Source organism: Brevundimonas huaxiensis, assembly GCF_014218725.1.
GTDB classification, from domain to species: domain Bacteria; phylum Pseudomonadota; class Alphaproteobacteria; order Caulobacterales; family Caulobacteraceae; genus Brevundimonas; species Brevundimonas huaxiensis.
Genome location: NZ_JABBJE010000001.1, coordinates 604446 through 625550, shown reverse-complemented (window position 1 = coordinate 625550; position 21105 = coordinate 604446). Strand labels below are relative to the sequence as shown.

Below are 21105 nucleotides of genomic sequence, written 5' to 3'. Positions count from 1 at the left end.
GCAAACCGCACGGAATTGGGGCGAGTGAGGTCGTGAGTAGTGACTCGTGAATCGTGACTGGCGTTCGCACACTCGGAATCACGACTCACGAGTCACCCTTCACGCCCCTTCACCCCTCCTTCGCCGTCCCCTCGACCAGGGGCACGAAACGCACCTCCGTCAGGCTCTCGCGGTGGAACGAGCCGTCGCCCTGTCCGACGTAGCGATGCAGCATCTGCACCGACGTGCGTCCCACAGGCGCGACCAGCACCCCGTTCGGCTTCAGCTGTTTTAGCAGTTCGGTCGGCTCGGTCGGCGACGCGGCCGTGACCATGATCCGGTCGAAGGGCGCCTGTTCGGCCCAGCCCAGGCCGCCGTCGCCGTGTTTGGTGATGACGTTCTCGATCTTCAGCACCCGCAGTCGCGCTTCGGCCTCGACCAGCAGACTGCGATACCGCTCCACCGAATAGACATAGCGCGCCAGCCGGCTCAGCACCGCGCACTGGTATCCGCTGCCCGTGCCGATCTCCAAAACCCGATGCCGCGCCTGCACCTCCAGCGCCTGGGTCATCAGTCCGACGATATAGGGCTGGCTGATCGTCTGAGCGCAGTCGATCGGCAGGGCCTGATCCTCCCACGCCTGATCCAGGAACTTCTCGTGCACGAAGACCGCGCGGTCGATGCTCTCCATCGCCTTCAGCACGCGCGGGTCCGTGACCCCCTGCTGCCGCAGCGACAGGATCAGCCGCCCGGCCCGGTCGTCGTGTAGATTCATGCGGCGGTCGCCACGCTCTTGGGCGGCGCCCCGCCCAGCACCTTCTTCAGGTCATGCACGCTGGTCATGTGCGTCAGGTCGATATGCAGCGGCGTGACCGAGATCCGCCCCTCTTCGATCGCCCGCAGGTCCGTGCCCTCGGCATGCTCCTGCTTTTCACCCCGGAAGCTCATCCAGTAATAGTCGCGCCCGCGCAGGTCCGTGCGCCGCACCGCATGCATCTCGCCGACGTTGCGGAAGCCTTGGGTCGTCACCTCGACCTGTTCCACGGCTTCAGGCGGCCGGTTGGGGAAGTTCAGGTTCATCACCACCCCGTTCGCCCATTTCTGGTCCAGCAAGCGACTGATGATCGCAGGCGCGAAGGCTTCGGCCGTCTCCCAGTGCGCGACCACCTCGTCGTGAAACCGCTCCAGGCTCTGGCTCAGGGCGATGGAGTGGATGCCGAACGCCATCCCCTGCAAGGCGCCCGCCACCGTCCCGGAATAGCTGACGTCCTCGCCGATGTTGTGCCCGCGATTGACGCCCGACAGAACCAGATCGGGCTTCTCCGGCATCAGGTCGTTGACCGCCAGTACGACGCAGTCGGTCGGCGTGCCGGTCACCGCGAACCGCTTCTCGCCCAGGTTCAGCACCCGCAGCGGTTCGGTCAGGGTGATCCCCCGCCCCTTGCCCGACTGCTCGACCGCAGGCGCGCACACCCACACGTCGTCGCTCAGCGTGCGCGCGATCCGCTCGAGGCATTCCAGGCCTTCCGCCTCGATCCCGTCGTCGTTGGTCAGGAGAATACGCATCTTTTCCTTCGTCATCCTCCGGCGAGCGCAGCGAGACCGGGGGACCCAGCGGCGCCGAAGGCGAAATGGTTGGGCATCGCGATGCCGGCAAATCGGGACCGCGACAGGTTCGCGCTCGCGCGCGCCGCTGGGTCCCCCGGTCGCTTCGCGCCGGAGGATGACGAAAGCGAGGCGTCACCCCACATGCGTCAACCCGCCCATATAGGGCTGCAACACCTTCGGCACGGCGATCCGCCCGTCGTCCTGCTGATAGTTTTCCATGATCGCCACCAGCGTCCGGCCGACCGCCAGGCCCGAGCCGTTCAGCGTATGGACAAACTCGGTCTTCTTCTCGCCAGCGCGCTTGAACCGCGCGTCCATGCGCCGCGCCTGAAAATCCCCGCAGTTCGAGCAGCTGCTGATCTCGCGATAGGTTCCCTGGCTGGGCAGCCAGACCTCCAGGTCGAAGGTCTTCTGCGCCGAAAAGCCCATGTCGCCCTTGCACAGCAGCATCCGCCGGAACGGCAGCTCCAGCGCCTTCAGCACCGCCTCCGCACAGGCCGTCATACGCTCATGCTCGGCGTCGGAGTCTTCCGGCCGTGTGATCGACACCATCTCAACCTTGGAGAATTGGTGCTGGCGGATCAGCCCGCGCGTATCGCGCCCCGCCGACCCCGCCTCGGCCCGGAAGCACGGCGTCAACGCCGTCATCCGCATCGGCGTCGCCAGCTCGTCGTCGGACAGGATGGTCTCGCGCACGAGATTGGTCAGAGAGACTTCGGCGGTTGGGATGAGAAAGCGACGATCATTGAATTGCCCATCTCTGAGGCGCTTATTCAGCGCCACATATGCCTTCTTGTTCTGCTCTCTAAAGCTGTCGATATAATCGAAGGCACGCTGCTTATCGACAGCATGATCAGTCGAAGTCAAATCAGGATTCAGAAGGTCAGGAAACATCTCAGCAAGAGGTTGCCATGCGTGCTTTAACTCTTGCTGTTCTGCATCGTCATAACCGTCCCAATCCGTACTGGACGCAGCAAACAAGTCCTCCTCGAACTTCGGCAACTGCCCGGTCCCGAACATCGCATCGTCCCGCACTAGCAGCGGCGGGTTCACTTCCAGATAGCCGTGCTGATCCGTCTGCATATCCAGCATGAACTGACCCACGGCCCGTTCCAGCCGCGCCAGCTGCCCCTTCAGCACCGCAAACCGCGCGCCCGACATCCTGGCCGCCGCCTCGAAGTCCAGCATCCCCAGGGCCTCGCCCAGGTCGGCGTGGTCCTTGGCCGGACCGGTGCGACGCGGCTCGCCCCAGGTCGAGACCTCGACATTGCCTGCCTCGTCCTCGCCGTCCGGCACATCCTCGGCCGCCAGGTTCTTCTGCGCCGCCAGCCGGTCGCGCAGCTCCTTGCCGACACGCGCCTCGACCTCGGCGGCCGCCGCGATATCGCCCTTCAACGCCTCGACCTCGGCCTTAAGCCGGTCGGCCTCGGCCATGTCCTTGCGACCCATGGCGGCGCCGATCAGCTTGGAGGCCGCGTTGCGCTTGGCCAGGGCGTCCTGCCCCGTCGTCTGGGCGTGACGCAGTTCGCCGTCCAGCCGCAGGATGTCCGCCACCAGTCCATCGGCCTCATCCACCCCGCGCGACGACCAGCCCGCCACGTAAACCTGGGGGTTCTCGCGAATGGCTCTGATGTCGTGCATGGTCTGAAACTTCGGCTGGGCGGGAGAAGCCGAACGCTCTACCCGCCCACGCGGAATCGGGCAACGCGAGAAGCTCGCATCATCGTCTCCTCCCCGCTCTGCGGGCAGGGGCTCGTGGCGACTGCCCGAGGGCGCTTCCGCACGTCGAAACATCCCATTCACCCGCCCCAGAATCGCGCCTACAACCGAACCATGGCCACGCTTCGCCCCGACACGCTGGCGACCTCGCTCGCGCGCATCTTTGAAGGTCGCATGGTCGACCGGGCCAGTTGGTTTGCGCTGACCGGCGGCGAGCCGCTGTTCACGGAGGGCGACCCGGCCGACACCCTGTGTCTGGTCCGGTCCGGCCGTCTGGGCGTGTTTCGGATGGAGCCGGATCAACCGCCGCACATGCTGGGCGTCGTCAAGGCGGGCGAGCCGGTGGGCGAAATGGCCATGCTGGCCGGCACGCCGCACACCGCCACCGTCGTCGCCCTGAGGGACAGCGAAATCCTGGCCCTGCCGCGCGAAGCCTTTTTCGAGGCCGCCCGCACCGAGCCGGACCTGATGGTCGAGCTGTCGCGGCTGATGATCCACCGCGCCCGCGAACGCACGGCGGGCGCGTCTGAGCCCAGTGTCTTCGGCTTCGTCTCCGCCCGCCCCCGCCCCATCCGCGCCTTCGTCGAACGCATCGCCGCGGCCATCCAGGCCATGGGCTTCACCTGTCAGGTCATCGACCAGTCGGCCCTGGCCTCGGCGTCCGAATGGTTCAGCCGGGTGGAGGGCGACCACGACTATGTCCTCTATGTCGCCGAACAGGATCAGCCCGCCTGGGCCAGCCTGTGCGCGCGTCAGGTGGACCGGATGTTCATCGTCGGCAGCGGCCTTCTGGCGCCCCCGTCCGCCGTGCCGCGCCGTCAGGGCTTCGGCGACGGCCGCCGCCTGACCGACCTGATCCTGCTGCGCGATCCGCGCATGCATCATCCGGCCAACACCCGCGTCTGGCTGGATGCGCTCCAGCCCGATCGCTGGTTCCATTGCGTCGAGGGACTGGCCAATGACTCCGAGCGGATCGCCCGCGTCGTCACCGGCACGGCGGTCGGCCTGGTCCTGTCCGGCGGCGGCGCGCGGGCCTATTGCCACATCGGCGCGATCCGGGCGCTGGAAGAGGCCAAGGTCCCCATCGACTTCGCCGGCGGCGCCTCCATGGGCGCGGTCGTCGCCGCCGGCCCGGCCCTGGGCTGGTCCTTCGAACGGCTGGATTTCGAGATTCGACGCGCCTTCGTCGAGTCCGATCCGCTGTCGGACCTGGCCGTACCGATCATCGCCATGTCCCGCGCCCGAAAAGTCGCCCGTTTGCTGGAGCAGGCTTACGGCGACATCGACCTTGCGGACCTGGCCCTGCCGTTCTTCGCCGTCTCTTCGAACCTGACCTCGGGCCGAATCGAGGCCCATCGCACGGGCCTGATGCGGCGGGCCATGCGCGCCTCCATCGCCATTCCCGGCGTCCTGCCGCCGGTCGTGATGGACGGTCAGGTGCTGGTGGACGGCGCCGTGCTGAAGAACTTCCCCACCAGCGTGATGCGCCAGCTGAACAGCGGACCGATTATCGGCGTGGACATGTCCCAGACGCGCGGCGTCGACCCCCAGGCGCTGGAAAATCCGCCGTCCTGGTGGAAATGGGTCCTGTCCGGTGCCTGGAAGGCCGGCCCGCCCATCGTCTCGATCCTGATGCGCTCGGCGACCATCACCACCGACGCCGAGATGACCCAGTCGCGGGCCGACGCCGACATTCTGGTCCTGCCCCAGGTCGCCGGTAGCGATATTCGCGACTGGAAGACCTACGACGGCCCCGTCGCCACGGGCTATGAGGCGATGAAGGCCGCGCTGGCCGAACTGACGGTCCCCGTCACCCACCTGCGGCGACGGGTTCCGGTGCTTTAGGTCACAGCGGCGCGCAGGCCCGCTTCAGCCAGTCCAGCGCCTCGCCGTCCATCAGCGGCCCGACCTTGGCCAGCGTTTCGGCGTGATAGGCGTCGACATAGGCCCGCTCGTCCGGCGTCAGCATCTCCACCGTGATCAGCTTCCGGTCGATCGGCGCGAACGTCAGCTGCTCGAACCCGTGCATCGGCCGCTCGCCGCCCTCGGGGACCACGGCCGGCGTCACCACCTGCAGGGTCTCGATGCGGATGCCCCAGTGGCCTTCGCGGTAATAGCCGGGCTCGTTGGACAGGATCATCCCTTCCAGCAGCGGCTGGGACGTGCCCCATTTCGCGATCCGCTGCGGCCCCTCGTGGACCCCCAGATAGCTGCCGACGCCGTGGCCGGTGCCGTGATCGTAATCCAGCCCTGCCGCCCACATCGGCGCCCTGGCGATGGCGTCCAGCGCCATGCCGCTGGTCCCGGCCGGGAAGCGGATCGTCGCCATGGCGATATGCGCCTTCAACACCAGGGTGAACTTGTGGCGTTGGTCCTCGCTCGGCTCGCCCACCGCCATGGTGCGGGTCACATCGGTCGTGCCGTCCAGATACTGGCCGCCGCCGTCCACCAGCAGCAGCGAGCCCTTCTCGACCTTGCGAATGCTGGCGCCGACCGGCTTGTAATGCGGCAAGGCCCCGTTCGGCCCGGCCCCGGCGATGGTGTCGAAGCTCAGATCCTTCAGCGCCCCGGTCTGCTCGCGGAACCGCTCCAGCGCCTCGACCACCTCGCGCTCGTCCGGCAGGGTCTCCTGCACCACCGTATCGACCCAGTGCAGGAACCGGCTCAGCGCCGCCCCGTCGCGGATATGCGCCTGACGGCTGCCCTCGATCTCCACCGAATTCTTGGCTGCGCGGGGAATGGCGCAGGGGTCCATAGCCCGCACCACCGTCGCGCCCGCCGCGTCCAGCCGGTCGAAATACCAGGCCGAGGACAGCGACGGATCGATCATGACCTTTTGGCCCGCCAGCCCGTCCAGCGCCGCGGGCAGCTGCTCGGTCGCCTCGATGCGAACATCGTCGCCCAGCCAGCCCGGCAAAGCATTCGTCACCTTGGCCGGATCCAGGAACAGCCGCGCCTTGCCGTCCGCCGCCAGGATGGCCTGGCCGATCGGCAGAGGCGACCGGATCACGTCCCCGCCGCGCACATTGAACAGCCAGGCGATCGACATCGGCGCCGTCAGCACGACCGCGTCTGCGCCGGCGTCCGCCACGACCTTGCCGATCCGCGCCCGCTTCGATGCATGGCTCTCGCCGGAATAGACGTCCTCATGCGGCACGACCGGCGCCGTCGGCTGGGCCGGACGATCGGCGCCCCAGGCCAGATCCAGCGGATTGGCGTCCACGGCGCGCAACTCGGCCCCCGCCTTCTGCGCCGCCGCCTTCAAGGCGACCAAGGCATCCGGGCTGTGCAGACGCGGATCGTAACCGATCACCGCCCCCTTCGCCGCCGTCTCCAGATAGGCGGCGACCTCGGTCAGATCGCGCCGCTCGAAAAGCGCCGGATCGGTCTGGGCCTTCACCTGAACGGTGTAGCGACCGTCGGTGAACATGCTGGCCCGATCCTGAAACACCACCGCCGCCCCGGCCGAGCCGGTGAAGCCGGTCGCCCAGGCCAGGCGCTCGTTGGCATCCGGCAGATATTCGTTCTGATGCTCGTCCTCATGCGGGATCAGAAACCCGTCCAGCCCCTGCTTGGCCATTTCGGCGCGCAGCAGCGGCAGGTGCTTGGCCCCGAAGGACGGATCGGTCGTCTCGTCGAAAGTCTGGCGCATGATCGATCCTCAGCCCTTGCGCAGTTGCAGCGCGCTCCAGGCGTCGTGATGTATGGTCTGCTCGACCGTGAAGCCCAGCGGCAGATAGGCCTCCAGCACACGCTCCTCCTGCGTGCGCAGCAGGCCTGACAGGATTGCGACCCCGCCGCTCTTCAGCGCCGCCCCGATCTCGGGCGCCAGATACACCAGCGGCGCGGCCAGGATATTGGCGAACACCAGGTCATACGGCTGATGCTGGGCGATGCGCGGATCGCTGAGACCATCGGCGAAATAGAAGTCGCACTTGGCCTCGTTGATCTCGGCGTTCTCATTGGCGATCCGGGCCGAGGGCTCGTCGATGTCGGTGCCGACCGCGATGGGCGTGCCCGTCTTAGCCGCCGCGATCGCCAGCACGCCCGTGCCGCAGCCGACGTCCAGCACCTTCTCGAAGCTTTCGGTCTCCAGCAGCTTGTCGAACGCCTCCAGGCAGCCCACCGTCGTGCCATGGTGGCCCGTGCCGAAGGCGGCGCCGGCGTCGATCTTCAGCGTGACGCGGCCCTCGGGCACCTTGCCCTGATCGTGCGCGCCATAGACGAAGAATCGTCCGGCCTCGACCGGCGGCAGGCCCGACAGCGACATGGCCAGCCAGTCGGCGTCCGCCAGCTTCTCCACCAGCACCGTCACCGGATAGCCCGCCAACACCGCCTTCAGCCCCTCGACCTCGTCATCGGTCGTGGGGAAGGCGTCGATGCGCCAGACGTCATTGTCCTCGTCCTCTTCCAGGATCGAATAGGTCGCGCCTTCCAGCCGCGGATCGGCGTCTACGGCCTCTGCGGCGGCCTCTGCGGCGGCGCGCGGGCCGCGTGCGATTATCTGAAGTGCGGACTCGGACATTTTTCAAACACCGGTAATATGACGAATCGTAGCGATCCGGTGCTGAACGCCCGTCGCCGCCGCGTTTTTATCAAACCGAGGGGTCGGGGAATACATGGCCAAGTCACCGTCTACGTCTAAACCTGCGTCGCCAAAGCCGGCGACCGCCGCTTCCAAGCCTAAAGCCGCGCCGAAGTCGAGCGCCGTGAAGACCGCCGCCGAGAAAACCGCTGCGCCCAAGGCCGCGGCAAAGCCGGCAGCCGCTGCGCCGAAGCCCACTACCGCCAAGGCTGTCGCGCCCAAGGCTGCGGCGCCCAAAACCGCCGCCCCCAAGCCCGCCGCTGAGCCGGTCGCCGCCAAGGCCGCAGCCAAGCCGAAACCCACCCCTGTCGCCAAGGCGGCTCCGAAAGCCGCGCCCAAGGCCGCCGCCCCCACGTCCACCGCAGCTAAGACCGCCGCCGCCAAGACGGCAGTGAAGCCTGCAGCGCCGAAAGCGGCCGCACCGAAGGCGACGGCGGCAAAGCCTGCAGCGACCAAAACTGCCGCCCCCAAGGCCGCCGCTTCGAAACCCGCCGCCGCCCCGAAGGCCGCGCCTGTCGCCAAGCCGGCCGCAGCGGCGCCCAAGCCTGCTGACCCCGTCGCCGCGCCCAAGCCCGCCGCTGCGCCCGCCGCTGCGGCGCCCGCGCCGAAGCCGGCTCCCGCTGCCAAGCCGGTCGAAGCCCCCAAGCCGGCGCCGGCGCCCGCCGCCAAGCCCGAGGAAAAGGGCTTCTTCGCCAAACTGGGCGACATGATCTTCGGCAAGCGCTGATCGCACTTTCTCTCTGATCCAGCAGATCGCCGGACGGCTCGCCCGTCCGGCGATTTTCGTTTGCGGGCCGCATTTTACGGCCGGCGGCCTGCTGAGCGAAAAACCAGGAATACTTGACTTCTGCGCAGGGGCTTCTATATGCCCCCCAGCCTCGGGACAGGTCTGCGATGCGCGCCGCCCGCTCGCCCAAAGAGGGGCGGTTCCGTCGCTGCTATGCACGCAGACGCTTTCTCTTCCCAAGGATTCATGACCGAATTTTCCCAACTGGGCCTTTCGCCCACGACCCTTCAGGCCGTCGCCGACACCGGCTACACGACCGCCACGCCCATTCAGGAACAGGCGATCCCCGTCGCCCTCGCCGGCCGCGACGTCCTAGGCATCGCCCAGACCGGCACCGGCAAGACCGCCGCCTTTACCCTGCCCCTAGTCGATCGCCTGTCCACCGGCCGCGCCCGCGCCCGCATGCCGCGTGCCATCGTCCTGGCGCCGACCCGCGAACTGGCCGACCAGGTCGCCGAAAGCTTCACCAAATACGCCAAGGGCACCAAGCTCAGCTGGGTCCTGCTGATCGGCGGCGTCTCCATGGGCGACCAGGTCGCGGCGCTGAACAAGGGTGTGGACGTCCTGATCGCCACGCCCGGCCGCCTGCTCGACCTGTTCGAACGCGGCAAGATGCTGCTGACCGGCGTCGAGATCATGGTCGTCGATGAAGCCGACCGCATGCTGGACATGGGCTTCATCCCCGACATCGAGCGCATCTTCAAACTGACGCCGCCCCGTCGCCAGACCCTGTTCTTCTCGGCCACCATGCCGCCGGAGATCACGCGCCTGACGACCGCCTTCCTCAAGGATCCGACCCGGATCGAGGCCTCGCGTCCGGCGATGACCGCCGACACCATCACCCAGTACATCGTCCGCATCCCGACCTCGGACCCCAAGGCCAAGCGGACCGCCCTGCGCGCCCTGGTCGGTCGTGAGGACGTGCGCAACGGCATCGTCTTCTGCAATCGCAAATCCGAAGTCGATATCGTGGCCAAGTCGCTGAAGACCCACGGCTTCGACGCCGCCGCCATTCACGGCGACCTGGACCAGTCGCACCGGATGAAGACCCTGGCCGACTTCCGCGCCGGCAATCTGAAGATCCTGGTCGCCTCCGACGTCGCCGCGCGCGGTCTGGATATCCCTGACGTCAGCCACGTCTTCAACTACGACGTCTCGCACCACGCCGACGACTACGTCCACCGCATCGGCCGCACAGGCCGCGCCGGCAAGCTGGGCCAAGCCTTCATGATCGTGACCCCGGCCGACGACAAGTCGCTGGATAAGGTGCTGAAGCTGATCAAGAAAGATCCGGAAGAGCTGGTTCTTGAAGGCATCGACTTCGCCGCCATCAAGGACGGCCCGCGCCGCGACGACAAGCGCTCGGGCGAACGCGGTCGCAGCCGGTCGCGCACCAGCAGCGCGCCCACCCCGTCCGCCGAGCCTGTCGAGATTGCTCCCGTCAACGCCGCGCCATCGTCCGAAGAGGCTGCGGCGCCCCGCAGCCGCAGCCGCCGCAAGGCCCGCCCCGAAACGCCGGTCGAAGTTGCGGCTCCCGTCGCCGCCGCAGTCCAAGCGGATGCGGCCGTCGAGCCTGTAGAGACCCCTCACGCCGCGCGCCCCGACCATGCAGACCGTGAACCGCAGTTGCTGCAATCCGATCGCCGCGGTGATCGCAAGGCCGACAAGAGCGATACTCAGCGCCAGGGCGTGCGTGGCTTCGGCGACGACATCCCCGCCTTCCTGCGCCGGCCGGTCGTCATCCGCGCCTGAATTCGCACACAACGGCGCGGTGAAACGCTGCGCCGTTTACCCTGCATTACGGAACATCCCGTAGTGTGCGCCCCGACACAGCTCCAGAACAGGGGCCCAGGGGAACAAGAATGTCGAAAAAGGTCGAGACGGCGCTAAGAGCTCCTCAAGCCTATGCTTTGGCGCGCAACGTCATCGGCGAAATGGAGAAGGCCGGCGTGTGGCCCACGCCGCTGAACTTCGAGCTTTGGCTGCATTACCTCAGCGACCCCGACGGTCCTTTGGCGCAGGAAATCCGTCGTCTGCTGGCGCAGTCCGCCGTCATCACCGACAAGACGTCCGAAATGCTGGCCGCCGAGTTCCTGCCGCGCGGTCGCCTGCCGGATCAGATCCGCGACGTCGGCGCCGTGCTGGACCGCGAATTGGCCAGCGTCGCCAGCGCCATCGCCATGGCGCACAAGACCCAGCACGACTATGGCGAGACCCTCGCCGACGCCTCCCAGTGCATGGAAACCGTCGATGATCCGTCCTCGCTGAAGGATCTGGTCGGCGACCTGTCGACCGCGACCAACCGCGTGCGCCGCGAAACGGCGATCCTCGAAAAACGTCTGGAAAAGTCCAACAAGGAAGTCATCCGCCTGCGCGAAAACCTGGAACAGGTGCGCCGCGACGCCATGACCGACGCCCTGACCAATCTGGCCAACCGCAAGGCCTTCGACGAACGGCTGGAGACCGCGTGCGCCGAGGATGACGGCGCGCCGCTTAGCCTGGCCATCCTCGACATCGACCATTTCAAACGGTTCAACGACACCTGGGGCCACCAGACCGGCGACCAGGTGCTGCGCTATGTCTCCACCGTCCTGTCCAACATCTGCGGCAAGACCCGATTCGCCGCACGGTTCGGCGGCGAGGAGTTCGCGATCATCTTCCCGGGTGAAGGCGCTGGCGTCGTCATGGCCGCGTTGGAGAGCATCCGCAACGACGTGGCGTCACGCGCACTGCGCCGTCGTTCGACCAATGATGACCTGGGCTCGGTGACTGTCTCCGCCGGCTTCGCCCAGCGCCGCAAGGGCGAAACCGCCGCCAGCCTGCTGGAACGCGCCGACGCCGCCCTGTACGAATCCAAACGTGCAGGCCGAAACTGCGTCACGCCGGCCTCCTCGCTCGAAAAGGCGGCTTAGGGTCTGACAAGGCCAAGCTTTCTGCCATAGTCGTCCCATGCGCAGCTTCGCCTTCAACGTCGCCTACTGGATCCTGTCGATCGGCTACGGGCTGACCGCCGCCTTTGCTGCGCTCGCGCCCGGGAGCGGCCCGGCCAGCTGGGTCATCCGTCGCTATGTGAAGCGCATGGTCCAGGCCATGTCGATCTTCGCCGGCATCAAGCTGGACGTGCGTGGCAAGGACCGCCTGCCCGAGGGCGCCTTCATCATCGCCTCCAAGCATCAAAGCTGGGGCGACGGCTTTGCGACCTATGACCAGTTCGACGACATCGCCTTCGTCACCGGCGATCACCTGGAAAAGTTTCCCCTGCTGGGCGGCGTGCTGAAGAAACTGGGCGCCATCGTCGTCAACTCCTGCGGCGGCCACGAAGCGCGCAAGGCCCTGGCCATGCGCGCCGCCGAGGCCCGCGCCGAGAACCGCAAGATCCTGATCTATCCCGAGGGCCATCTCGCGCCCGTCGGCAAGAAATTCAAATATCGCTCCGGCGTCTGGCACATGTACCGCGACTTCGACGTGCCCGTCGTGCCGCTCGCCACCAACCTCGGCCTCTTCTGGCCAGAGGAACAGTACGAAAAACACCCCGGCACGGCGACGTTGGAGTTCCTCGCCCCGATCCCCGTCGGCCTGCCCAAGGAGGAATTCCTGGCTCGCCTCGAAGCCGTCATCGAGACCCGCACCGCCGAGCTCGTCGCCCAGGCCACGGGTCAACCCGTGACGCCGGCCGTGCTGATCGAGGCGCCGACGAAGTAGCGCGCTTCGGCGTCTTCCCCACCGCCACGTCCAACGGCCGCCGCGTCCAGGCGACGGCTTCGTCGGGATCGTCAAGGGCCGCGTCGGTCAGTGTCCGGCAGCCCATCAGATCAGGGCCCCTCTCAGTCGGCGGCGACCGGCACGATGGTCACGCTCTCGCCGCAGCCGCAGGCGTCGGTCTGGTTCGGATTGTTGAACACGAACTTGGACGCCAGCCGCGTCGTCTCATAGTCGATCTCGGTGCCGATCAGAAACAGCACGGCCTTGGGCTCGATCAGGATGGTGACGCCCTTGTCCTCGACCACCTCGTCCATCGGCCCGATCTCGTCGGCATAGGCGAAGGTGTATTCCTGCCCGGCGCACCCGCCGTTCTTGATGCCGATCCTCAGGCCGATGTGATCGTTCTCGGCATTGTCCAGGATCTCACGCACCCGCTCTGCGGCTGCGTCCGTCAGGGTGACGGCCTTGGGGCGCGGGCGGCGCGGACGGGATGTGGCTTGAAGCTCGGTCATCAGAACAGGTCCATCAGAACATATTCAGGGCCAGCTTGGCCTCGTCGCTCATCTTGGAGGCGTCCCACGGCGGATCGAACACCAGATTGGCCTTGGCGCTGCGCACGCCCTCGACCTTCTCGACCGCCGTCTCCACCCAGCCCGGCATTTCGCCGGCGACCGGACAGCCGGGCGCCGTCAGCGTCATGTCCACCACCACGTCGCGGTCATCGTTGACGTCCACGCGGTAGATCAGGCCCAGCTCATAGATGTCGACAGGGATTTCCGGGTCATAGACCGTCTTCAGCGCCTCGATCAGCTGATCGGTCAGGGTGTCCAGCTCGGCCTGCGACAGGGCGCTTTTCTGGGGTTCGTCCCAGGCGTCCCTGAAGGCGTCGCTGTCTTGAATCGGTTGATCTGTCATCGGCTTACACGAAGAAGTTCCGCGCCTTGATCAGCGCATCCACGAAGGCGTCGGCATCCTCCACGGTGTTATATAGGGCGAAGGAGGCGCGGGTGCTCGACGTCACCCCCATTCTTTTCGCCAGCGGCTCGGCGCAGTGCAGACCCGCCCGCACCGCGACCCCGTATCGGTCCATGATCTGGGCGACGTCATGGGCGTGCGCGCCCTCGACGGCGAAGGTCAGGATCGCGCCCTTGCCTTCGGCCTGCCCCAAAATCCGCAGCCAGGTCTGACCCTGAAGTCGGTGGACGGCGTGCTGATAAAGGGCGTGCTCATGCGCCTGCACGGCCGCCCGGTCGTTTTGCGCCAGCCATTCCAACGCCGCGCCCAGGCCGATGGCCTCCAGGATCGGGGGCGTCCCCGCCTCGAACCGGTGCGGCGGCCGGGCATAGGTCACGCGGTCCTGCTCGACGGTCTCGATCATCTCGCCCCCCCCCTGATAGGGCGGCAGCGCCTCAAGCGCCTCGGCCTTGCCGTACAGGGCGCCGATGCCGGTGGGCGCAAAGAGCTTGTGCCCGGTCAGGACGTAGAAGTCGCAGCCGATGGCTTGAACGTCCGGCGTCGCATGGACCGCCCCCTGGCACCCATCGATCAGCACCTGCGCCCCCGCCGCATGGGCCAGACGGCTGATCTCGGCGACCGGATTGATCGTCCCCAGCACGTTCGACATGTGGGTGACCGCAACCATCCGCGTCCTCGGCCCCAGCAGGTCGGCATAGGCCGCCATGTCCAGCGACCCGTCGTCCTTGACCGGAATCCACCTGATCACCGCCCCGCGCCGTTCACGCAGCAAATGCCAGGGCACGATGTTGGAGTGATGCTCCATCTCCGAGACGATGATCTCGTCGCCCGGCTGGATCGACAGGCCCAGCCCATTGGCCACCAGATTGATCGCCTCGGTCCCGCCCTTGGTCCAGACCACCTGTTCGGGGCTTTCGGCGTTCAGGAAGCGGGCGACGATCTCGCGCGCCTTTTCAAAGGCCTCGGTCGCCTCGTTCGACAGGGTGTGCAGGCCGCGGTGGACGTTGGCGTAGCCGCCCTCCATCGTCGCCACCAGGGCGTCGATCACCGTGCGCGGCTTCTGCGCCGAGGCCGCGTTGTCCAGGTAGACCAGCGGCTTGCCGTTCACCTGTCGCGACAGGATCGGGAACTGCGCCCGCACGGCATAGGGATCGAAGGTGTTCACAACCGCGCCGTCAGCCATTCCCGCGCCACCTCTCTCGCGCCCTCATGCTCGATCCGGTCGATGACCTCGATCAGGAAGGCCTGGGTCAGCAGGGCGCGCGCTTCGTCGGCCGGAATGCCGCGCTGCTGCATGTAGAACAGGGCGCTCTCGTCCAGTGTCCCCACGGTATTGCCGTGCGCGCACTGCACGTCGTCGGCATAGATGATCAGTTCCGGCTTGGCGTCGATCTCGGCCCGCTCGGAGGCGATCAGCGCATGGTGGCCCATGCGCGCATCGGTGCCGTCGGCGCCGCGCTCGACCACGATCTTGCCCTGGAAAACGCCGCGAGCCGTATCGCGGGCCACGCCCTTGATCAGCTGCGACGTCGCGCCGTCATGTTCGACATGACGCACCACGCTGGTCAGATCCGCATGACGCGCTCCGTTCAGCAGATAAAGGCCGTCGGCCTGAACCTGAGCGCCCTGGGCATAGTGGGTGATGCGCGTCTCGATCCGCTGCAACTTGGCGCCGGTCGTGACGATGGTCTGGCGATAGACGCCGCCCGCCTCGACCTTCACATGGGCCTCGGCGATGGAGATGGCGTCTTCCGGCTCCTCGACCAGAACGACGCGCGTCACCTCGGCGCCGGCCGCCACGTCCAGCTCCAGCGTATTGTGCGCCACATAGGCCGAGCCCGCGCCCTCGTGCGTTTCCAGCAGCAGCAGCTTGGTGCCCGCGCGCGCCGAAACCCGCGCGCTGGCCGTGTGGCCCGTGCCGACGGCGTCCGACACATAGCGCAGCCGCAGCGTCCGCTCGCCCGAGGCGATGAAGTCGGTCACGCCCACGGCGCGCCCGTTGGCGAAGACGATCGCCTCGCCGCCCAGATCATAAAACGGTCCCGGCGCCCCGACCTCGGCCGTGCCGGACGGCTCCGGCGCGGCGCGAAGGTAGCGCTTCAGGTCGCTGTATTTCCACGCTTCCGTTCGTCGCGACGGATAGGTCTCGGCGTCGGTCAGGTCGATGGCGAAGGCCGCGCTCATGCCGCCCCCCGTAGAACTGGCGGCAGATATTTGTCGTACCCTTCCGCCTCCAGCTCCAGCGCCAGCTCCGGTCCGCCCGAGGCCACGATCCGGCCGCCGGCCAGCACATGCACCCGGTCCGGTTTGATGTAGTCGAGCAGGCGCTGATAGTGAGTGATGACCAACATGGCGCGGTCGGGACGACGCAGCGCGTTCACCCCCTCCGACACGATGCGCAGGGCGTCGATGTCCAGGCCGGAATCGGTCTCATCCAGGATCAGCAGCGACGGCTCCAGAAGCGCCATCTGCAGGATCTCCATCCGCTTCTTCTCACCGCCCGAGAAGCCGACGTTCAGCGGCCGCTTCAGCATGTCGAAGTCCATCTTCAACGCCTTGGACGCTTCCCGCACCAGCTTCAGGAAGGCCGGCGCCGCCACCTCCTCCTCGCCGCGCGCGCGCTTTTGCGCATTCAGCGCCGTGCGCACGAAGGTCAAGGCCGGTACGCCGGGAATCTCGATCGGATACTGGAACGACAGGAAGACGCCCTTGGCGGCCCGCTCGGCCGGGTCCAGCGCCAGCAGGTCCTCGCCCGCCCATGCGACAGACCCTTCCGTCGCCTCATAGCCCGGCCGTCCCGACAGGGCGTATCCCAGCGTCGACTTGCCGGCCCCGTTCGGCCCCATGATGGCGTGCACTTCGCCGGCGGGAACGTCGAGCGTCAGGCCCTTGAGGATCGGCTTTTCGCCGACAGAGACGTGAAGGTTGTTGATATTAAGCATTGTTTCTTCTTGATTATCCAACCGAGCCTTCAAGGCTGATCGCCACCAGCTTCTGCGCCTCGACGGCGAACTCCATCGGCAGTTTCTGCATCACGTCGCGCACGAAGCCGTTGACCAGCAGGGCCACCGCCTCCTCCTGCGACAGCCCCCGCTGCTGGGCGTAGAACAGCTGGTCGTCCGACAGACGCGTCGTCGTCGCCTCGTGCTCCAGCTGGGCCGAGCCGTTGCGCGCCTCGATATAGGGGATGGTGTGCGAGCCGCAGTCCTTGCCGATCAGCAAGGAATCGCACTGGGTGAAGTTGCGCACCCCCGTCGCCTTCGGATGCACCGACACCAGGCCGCGATAGGTCGAAGCCGACTTGCCCGCCGAGACCGCCTTGGCGATGATCCGCGACTTCGAGTTCTTGCCCAGGTGGATCATCTTGGTGCCGGTGTCGGCCTGCTGATGCCCGTTGGTGATGGCGATGGAATAGAACTCGCCCGAGCTTTCTTCGCCCTTCAGGATGCAGGACGGATATTTCCAGGTGACGGCCGATCCGGTCTCAACCTGCGTCCAGCTGACCTTGGACCGATCGCCCCGGCAGTCGGCGCGCTTGGTGACGAAGTTGTAGATGCCGCCCTTGCCCTCGGCGTCGCCGGGGTACCAGTTCTGGACCGTCGAATATTTCACCTCGGCGTCGTCCAGCGCCACGATCTCGACCACGGCCGCATGCAGCTGGTTCTCGTCGCGCATCGGCGCGGTGCAGCCTTCCAGATAGGAGACGTAGGCCCCCTTGTCGGCGATGATCAGGGTCCGTTCGAACTGGCCCGTCTGGCTCGCATTGATGCGGAAATAGGTCGACAGCTCCATCGGACATTTCACGCCCGGCGGGATGTAGACGAACGAGCCGTCCGAAAAGACCGCGCTGTTCAGCGCCGCGAAATAGTTGTCCGAGACCGGCACCACCGACCCCAGATATTGCCGCACCAGATCAGGATATTCGCGCAAGGCCTCGGAAATCGGCATGAAAATCACGCCGACCTTGGCCAATTCCTCCTTGAAGGTCGTCACCACCGACACGCTGTCGAACACGGCGTCCACGGCGACCTTGGGCGCGCCCTGCACCCCGGCCAGTACCTCCTGCTCCTTCAGCGGGATACCCAGCTTCTTGTAAATTTCCAGGATCTCGGGATCGACCTCGTCCAGCGACTTGGGCCCCTCCTTCGCCTTGGGCGCCGCATAGTAGAACAGGTCCTGGTAATCGACGGGCTCGTAACGGACCGCCGCCCAGGTCGGCTCCTCCATCGCCAGCCAGCGCTCATAGGCGGCCAGACGCCATTCCAGCATCCATTCCGGCTCGCCCTTCTTTTCGGAAATGAAGCGCACGATCTCGGCGCTCAATCCCTTGGGCGCATATTCCGTCTCGATGTCGGACGTGAAGCCGTGCTCGTACTTCTCCAGCGCGGCGACGGCGTCGATCGTTTCCTTGACGGCGGCCATCAGGCGACCTCTCTCACGCGCTCGGCGGCGCGCGTCTTGTGCTTGTTGTAGGCGGCGACCCAGGCATCGGCGAACCTTGCCCAGTCGCCCTCGACCGTGCCCCAGCCGCCGGAGACGCGAACACCCCCGGTCGCCAGCGCATTCAGGCCCATGGCGCTGATGGTCTTGGACGGCTTGACCTTGCCCGACGAGCAGGCCGAGCCGGCGGACACCATGACGCCCGTCAAGTCGAGCGTGATCAGTTGCTGCGGACTGTCCCAGCCCTCGACCGCCATGAACAGGGTGTTGGGCAGCCGGGCTGCGTCGCCGCCGATGATGGTCGCGCCTGCGGCCTTGACCTTGGCTTCGGCCGCATCGCGCCAGGCGACGTGCGAAGCGATCGTCTCCAGATCCCGCGCGGCGCAATCGGCCGCGACGCCGAACCCGGCGATGCCCGGCACATTCTCGGTCCCGGCGCGCAGGCCCCGCTCCTGCCCCGCACCGTGCAGAATCCGCACGCCCGACAGGCCTTCCTTGAAGATCAGGGCGCCGACGCCCTGCGCCCCGCCCAGCTTGTGCGCCGACAGGGTCAGGGTGTCCGCGTCCAGCGCGCGCATATCGACCGCGATCTTGCCCGCCGACTGGATGGCGTCGACATGCAGCCAACCGCCCGCCGCCCGCACCAGCGCCGCCGCCTCGGCGATCGGCTGGATGACGCCGCTTTCGTTGTTTGCATGATGGATGGCGACCACGGCCCGGCCCGGACGGCGCAGCGCGTCCGCCAGCCAGTCCAGATCCACCACCCCGTTCGCATCGACCGGCAGAACCTCGACCGGCGCCCCCGCGTTCGCAGCCGTCTCGGCCACGCACGGATGCTCGGTCGCCGAGACGATCAGCCGCTCGCAACCGGCCGCCAGCGCGCTGGCGATGCCTTGGGCGTTCGCTTCGGTGCCGCCCGAGTTGAACACCACCGCCGTCGGATCGGCCCCGACCAGGTCCGCGACCTGCGCCCGCGCGGTCTCGACGCGCGCCCGCGCCCGCCGGCCCGCCGCGTGGACCGCCGACGGATTGCCGTTGTCGGCCAGCGCCCGCGCCATGACGTCCAGCACTTCCGGCCGCACCAGGCCCGAGGCGTTATAGTCCAGATAGACGCCGGTCATGCCGCCACCCCCACGGCCGAGGCCTCGACATTGCGCCGGCGCTGGCCCGTGCGGTTCATCACCACATCTTCCAGCGAAACGCCCGCCAGATAGCGATGGATTTCGTCGCCCAGGTCTTCCCAGAGATTGTGGGTGATGCAGCGTTCGCCGGCCAGCATGCAGCCCTTGGGCGAGCCGTGCGCCACGCACCGCGTCGCCCGGATCGGTTCATCCACGGCCAGCACGATCTCGGCGACCACCGTCTCGTGCGCCGCCTTGGCCAGACGGTATCCGCCGCCCGGTCCGCGCACGCTCTTGACCAGTTCGCTCTTTCTCAGACGGGCGAACAACTGCTCCAGATAGCTCAGCGAAATCTCCTGGCGCGCGGCGATCTCGGCCAGCGAAACCGCCCGGATTTCACCGCTCTCGCCGCGTCCGTTCTTCGCCAGATCGGCCATCGCCATCACGGCGTATCGTCCCTTGGTCGACAGACGCATTTCGCACCTTCAAAAATTGCGCGCTTTTCGGGGCTCCTGTGCTAGAACCCGCGCCTTCGCAAAGGCGGCGCGCTTGCGGAGGGACTTAGAAAGTCCCACCTCTGCGGTCAAGTATTACGCACTCGCGAAATGACAGTTGAACGGATTCCAGAGCCCCTATGCCTGAAGTCATCCTGCCCGGCGCCTCCGGTCGCATCGAAGGCCGCTATTCCCCGGGCAAGCGCCCGAACGCCCCGATCGCGCTGATCCTGCACCCGCACCCCAAGGCGGGCGGGCACATGAACAACCCGGTCGCGGTCACCCTGCACCAGCTGTTCCAGCAGCGCGGCTTTGCGACCCTGCGCTACAACTCGCGCGGCGTCGGCAAGTCGCAGGGCGAGTTCGATTCGGGCATCGGCGAGCTGGCCGACGCCGCCACCGCCCTCGACTGGCTCCAGGCCAACAATCCGGGCGCCAGCCAGACCTGGGTCGCCGGCTATCAGTTCGGCGCCTACATCGGCATGCAGCTTCTGATGCGTCGCCCCGAGACGGACGGCTTCATCTCGGTCTCGCCGCCGTCGAACATGTACGACTTCAGCTTCCTGGCGCCCTGCCCGGCGTCCGGCCTGTTCCTGCACGGCACAGCCGACACCATCGTCCCGCCGGTCGAGGTCGAGCGCGTGGTCAACAAGCTGCGCACCCAAAAGGGCATCATCATCGACTACGAACTGGAAGAGGGCGCCAGCCACTTCTGGCAGGACCACATGAGCGCGGTCGAAACCCGCGTCGGCGCCTATCTGGACAAACGTCTGGAAGAAAAGCCGGCCTGACATCCGGCCTTTTATTCGGCTCGGCGTCACGGCTGATTAAGGCGCGGGCGGCATGATCGCGCGATACATCGCTGCGAGATCCGCCATGCGCCCGCCCCTTCTGATCGCCTTGATCGCCTGCCTGGCCTCGCCCACAGCGGTGGCGGCTCAGTCCGCGCCAGAGCGCGATTTCTGCGCCGATCGCCCCGGCAAGGGCACGCCGACCTGCATCCTCGACAAGGGCCGCTGGCAGGTCGAACTCGGCCTGTTCGACGGCGCGCGTCAGACGGACGACACCACACGGACCGACACCTGGGACGCCGGCGATCTGTTCGTGCGCTATGGCCTGACGGGCCTGACCGAGCTTCAGCTCGGGCTCACGACCTGGAACCGCGAACGGATCCTCGACCGCGCGACCGGCGACCGTGATTTGGCTGAGGGCGTCGGCGATCTCAGTATCGGCCTGCGCCACTCGCTAAAGAACCCTGACGGCTCGGGCCTGTCCGTCGCGATTTCCGGCTTCGTCACCGCGCCGACGGGTGCGCGCGATATTCGCGCCGACGGTTTCGAGGGCGGCGTCATCCTGCCGGTCTCCATCCCGCTGAACGATGACTGGAGCCTGAGCCTGTCGCCCGAGATCGACTGGGTCTCGGATGCGGACGGCGACGGCCGCCACGGCGCCTATACGATGGTCGCCGGCGTCGGACGCGGCTTTGGCCAATGGGACCTGGGCGCCGAGGTCTGGATCAGCCGCGACGATGATCCCGTCGCCCCGACCACGCCATCCACCTTCGACCTGACCGCCGTCTGGTCGCCCCCGACCCTGCCCGACGCCCAGTTGGACTTCGGCCTCAACTTCGGCCTGAACGACGACAGCCCGGATGTGGAGTTCGGCGTCGGTCTCGCACGGCGATTCTGACGCGCC

At 67.0% G+C, this 21105-nt stretch carries 20 protein-coding genes; 7 read left to right on the top strand and 13 right to left on the bottom strand.

Features of this window, described 5'->3' with window-relative positions; genetic code table 11:
- Positions 1 to 109 precede the first annotated feature (109 nt).
- From HF680_RS03160 to serS, 3 genes are all read right to left on the bottom strand, one after another.
- Positions 110 to 754, bottom strand: coding sequence for a protein-L-isoaspartate(D-aspartate) O-methyltransferase (locus HF680_RS03160; protein ID WP_045810751.1), 645 nt, complete (start codon positions 752 to 754; stop codon positions 110 to 112).
- Complete coding sequence (surE, locus tag HF680_RS03155; protein ID WP_185224036.1) at positions 751 to 1545, bottom strand: 5'/3'-nucleotidase SurE; 795 nt, start codon at positions 1543 to 1545, stop codon at positions 751 to 753. Before surE ends, HF680_RS03160 begins: the two co-directional genes overlap by 4 nt.
- Positions 1546 to 1719: 174 nt before the next feature.
- Positions 1720 to 3228 (bottom strand): serine--tRNA ligase, encoded by a 1509-nt coding sequence (serS, locus tag HF680_RS03150; protein ID WP_185224035.1) that lies wholly within the window; start codon positions 3226 to 3228, stop codon positions 1720 to 1722.
- Positions 3229 to 3420: 192 nt separating this feature from the next.
- Here serS and HF680_RS03145 point away from each other — a divergent pair, with 192 nt between their 5' ends.
- Positions 3421 to 5151, top strand: coding sequence for a patatin-like phospholipase family protein (locus HF680_RS03145; protein ID WP_185224034.1), 1731 nt, complete (start codon positions 3421 to 3423; stop codon positions 5149 to 5151).
- 1 nt (position 5152) lies between these two features.
- On the opposite strand, the gene HF680_RS03140 is transcribed toward HF680_RS03145, so the two are convergent.
- Together HF680_RS03140 and HF680_RS03135 are read right to left on the bottom strand one after the other, a co-directional pair.
- On the bottom strand, positions 5153 to 6958 hold the full coding sequence (locus HF680_RS03140; RefSeq protein ID WP_045810747.1) for an aminopeptidase P family protein: 1806 nt from the start codon (positions 6956 to 6958) through the stop codon (positions 5153 to 5155).
- A gap of 9 nt (positions 6959 to 6967) precedes the next feature.
- Positions 6968 to 7831 carry a 50S ribosomal protein L11 methyltransferase gene (locus HF680_RS03135; RefSeq protein ID WP_045810746.1) on the bottom strand — a complete coding sequence of 288 codons (864 nt, stop codon included), beginning with the start codon at positions 7829 to 7831 and terminating at the stop codon, positions 6968 to 6970.
- Positions 7832 to 8015: 184 nt separating this feature from the next.
- On the opposite strand from HF680_RS03135, the gene HF680_RS15925 reads away from it, so the two are divergent.
- The 4 genes from HF680_RS15925 to HF680_RS03115 all read left to right on the top strand — a co-directional run bounded on the left by HF680_RS15925 (position 8016) and on the right by HF680_RS03115 (position 12380).
- The gene (locus HF680_RS15925; RefSeq protein ID WP_185224033.1) at positions 8016 to 8618 is read left to right on the top strand and encodes a hypothetical protein; all 603 of its coding nucleotides are present in this window, start codon (positions 8016 to 8018) and stop codon (positions 8616 to 8618) included.
- 246 nt (positions 8619 to 8864) lie between these two features.
- Positions 8865 to 10430, top strand: coding sequence for a DEAD/DEAH box helicase (locus HF680_RS03125; RefSeq protein ID WP_185224032.1), 1566 nt, complete (start codon positions 8865 to 8867; stop codon positions 10428 to 10430).
- Between the two features lie 110 nt (positions 10431 to 10540).
- Positions 10541 to 11590, top strand: a complete 1050-nt coding sequence (locus HF680_RS03120; RefSeq protein ID WP_185224031.1) for a GGDEF domain-containing protein — start codon at positions 10541 to 10543, stop codon at positions 11588 to 11590.
- A 37-nt stretch (positions 11591 to 11627) separates the two neighbouring features.
- On the top strand, positions 11628 to 12380 hold the full coding sequence (locus tag HF680_RS03115) for a lysophospholipid acyltransferase family protein (RefSeq protein ID WP_185224030.1): 753 nt from the start codon (positions 11628 to 11630) through the stop codon (positions 12378 to 12380).
- Positions 12381 to 12502: 122 nt separating this feature from the next.
- On the opposite strand, the gene HF680_RS03110 is transcribed toward HF680_RS03115, so the two are convergent.
- The 8 genes from HF680_RS03110 to HF680_RS03075 are packed head-to-tail and all read right to left on the bottom strand — an operon-like array spanning position 12503 to position 19392.
- A complete protein-coding gene (locus HF680_RS03110) occupies positions 12503 to 12892 on the bottom strand; it encodes a HesB/IscA family protein (RefSeq protein WP_045810742.1) in 390 nt (129 codons plus the stop codon).
- Positions 12893 to 12905: 13 nt separating this feature from the next.
- Positions 12906 to 13295, bottom strand: coding sequence for an SUF system Fe-S cluster assembly protein (locus tag HF680_RS03105; RefSeq protein WP_039247388.1), 390 nt, complete (start codon positions 13293 to 13295; stop codon positions 12906 to 12908).
- Positions 13296 to 13299: 4 nt separating this feature from the next.
- On the bottom strand, positions 13300 to 14538 hold the full coding sequence (locus HF680_RS03100; protein ID WP_045810741.1) for an aminotransferase class V-fold PLP-dependent enzyme: 1239 nt from the start codon (positions 14536 to 14538) through the stop codon (positions 13300 to 13302).
- Positions 14517 to 15539: a Fe-S cluster assembly protein SufD gene (gene sufD, locus HF680_RS03095; RefSeq protein ID WP_185224029.1), complete on the bottom strand. Its 1023-nt coding sequence runs from the start codon at positions 15537 to 15539 to the stop codon at positions 14517 to 14519. The genes HF680_RS03100 and sufD overlap by 22 nt, the downstream gene beginning before the upstream one ends.
- Positions 15536 to 16297: a Fe-S cluster assembly ATPase SufC gene (gene sufC / locus HF680_RS03090; protein WP_185224028.1), complete on the bottom strand. Its 762-nt coding sequence runs from the start codon at positions 16295 to 16297 to the stop codon at positions 15536 to 15538. Before sufC ends, sufD begins: the two co-directional genes overlap by 4 nt.
- A gap of 13 nt (positions 16298 to 16310) precedes the next feature.
- Complete coding sequence (gene sufB, locus HF680_RS03085; RefSeq protein ID WP_185224027.1) at positions 16311 to 17777, bottom strand: Fe-S cluster assembly protein SufB; 1467 nt, start codon at positions 17775 to 17777, stop codon at positions 16311 to 16313.
- The gene (locus HF680_RS03080; RefSeq protein ID WP_185224026.1) at positions 17777 to 18916 is read right to left on the bottom strand and encodes a cysteine desulfurase family protein; all 1140 of its coding nucleotides are present in this window, start codon (positions 18914 to 18916) and stop codon (positions 17777 to 17779) included. The genes sufB and HF680_RS03080 overlap by 1 nt, the downstream gene beginning before the upstream one ends.
- Entirely contained in the window at positions 18913 to 19392 is a 480-nt protein-coding gene (locus HF680_RS03075) for an Rrf2 family transcriptional regulator (RefSeq protein ID WP_017504015.1), read from the bottom strand. The genes HF680_RS03080 and HF680_RS03075 overlap by 4 nt, the downstream gene beginning before the upstream one ends.
- Positions 19393 to 19550: 158 nt before the next feature.
- Between HF680_RS03075 and HF680_RS03070 the strand changes: the two genes are divergently transcribed.
- Both HF680_RS03070 and HF680_RS03065 read left to right on the top strand, forming a co-directional pair.
- Positions 19551 to 20201 carry an alpha/beta hydrolase gene (locus HF680_RS03070; RefSeq protein ID WP_017504016.1) on the top strand — a complete coding sequence of 217 codons (651 nt, stop codon included), beginning with the start codon at positions 19551 to 19553 and terminating at the stop codon, positions 20199 to 20201.
- Positions 20202 to 20286: 85 nt separating this feature from the next.
- Positions 20287 to 21099 (top strand): transporter, encoded by an 813-nt coding sequence (locus HF680_RS03065; RefSeq protein ID WP_185224025.1) that lies wholly within the window; start codon positions 20287 to 20289, stop codon positions 21097 to 21099.
- Positions 21100 to 21105 lie beyond the last annotated feature (6 nt).

Coding starts and splice junctions, on each gene's coding strand:
- sufC (WP_185224028.1), bottom strand. CDS start 16,297: ATGCTTAATATCAACAACCTTCACGTCTCTGTCGGCGAAAAGCCGATC.
- HF680_RS03105 (WP_039247388.1), bottom strand. CDS start 13,295: ATGACAGATCAACCGATTCAAGACAGCGACGCCTTCAGGGACGCCTGG.
- HF680_RS03125 (WP_185224032.1), top strand. CDS start 8,865: ATGACCGAATTTTCCCAACTGGGCCTTTCGCCCACGACCCTTCAGGCC.
- serS (WP_185224035.1), bottom strand. CDS start 3,228: ATGCACGACATCAGAGCCATTCGCGAGAACCCCCAGGTTTACGTGGCG.
- HF680_RS03070 (WP_017504016.1), top strand. CDS start 19,551: ATGCCTGAAGTCATCCTGCCCGGCGCCTCCGGTCGCATCGAAGGCCGC.
- HF680_RS03065 (WP_185224025.1), top strand. CDS start 20,287: ATGCGCCCGCCCCTTCTGATCGCCTTGATCGCCTGCCTGGCCTCGCCC.
- HF680_RS03115 (WP_185224030.1), top strand. CDS start 11,628: ATGCGCAGCTTCGCCTTCAACGTCGCCTACTGGATCCTGTCGATCGGC.
- HF680_RS03080 (WP_185224026.1), bottom strand. CDS start 18,916: ATGACCGGCGTCTATCTGGACTATAACGCCTCGGGCCTGGTGCGGCCG.
- HF680_RS03110 (WP_045810742.1), bottom strand. CDS start 12,892: ATGACCGAGCTTCAAGCCACATCCCGTCCGCGCCGCCCGCGCCCCAAG.
- HF680_RS03075 (WP_017504015.1), bottom strand. CDS start 19,392: ATGCGTCTGTCGACCAAGGGACGATACGCCGTGATGGCGATGGCCGAT.
- HF680_RS03160 (WP_045810751.1), bottom strand. CDS start 754: ATGAATCTACACGACGACCGGGCCGGGCGGCTGATCCTGTCGCTGCGG.
- surE (WP_185224036.1), bottom strand. CDS start 1,545: ATGCGTATTCTCCTGACCAACGACGACGGGATCGAGGCGGAAGGCCTG.
- sufD (WP_185224029.1), bottom strand. CDS start 15,539: ATGAGCGCGGCCTTCGCCATCGACCTGACCGACGCCGAGACCTATCCG.
- HF680_RS03145 (WP_185224034.1), top strand. CDS start 3,421: ATGGCCACGCTTCGCCCCGACACGCTGGCGACCTCGCTCGCGCGCATC.
- HF680_RS03120 (WP_185224031.1), top strand. CDS start 10,541: ATGTCGAAAAAGGTCGAGACGGCGCTAAGAGCTCCTCAAGCCTATGCT.
- sufB (WP_185224027.1), bottom strand. CDS start 17,777: ATGGCCGCCGTCAAGGAAACGATCGACGCCGTCGCCGCGCTGGAGAAG.
- HF680_RS03100 (WP_045810741.1), bottom strand. CDS start 14,538: ATGGCTGACGGCGCGGTTGTGAACACCTTCGATCCCTATGCCGTGCGG.
- HF680_RS03135 (WP_045810746.1), bottom strand. CDS start 7,831: ATGTCCGAGTCCGCACTTCAGATAATCGCACGCGGCCCGCGCGCCGCC.
- HF680_RS03140 (WP_045810747.1), bottom strand. CDS start 6,958: ATGCGCCAGACTTTCGACGAGACGACCGATCCGTCCTTCGGGGCCAAG.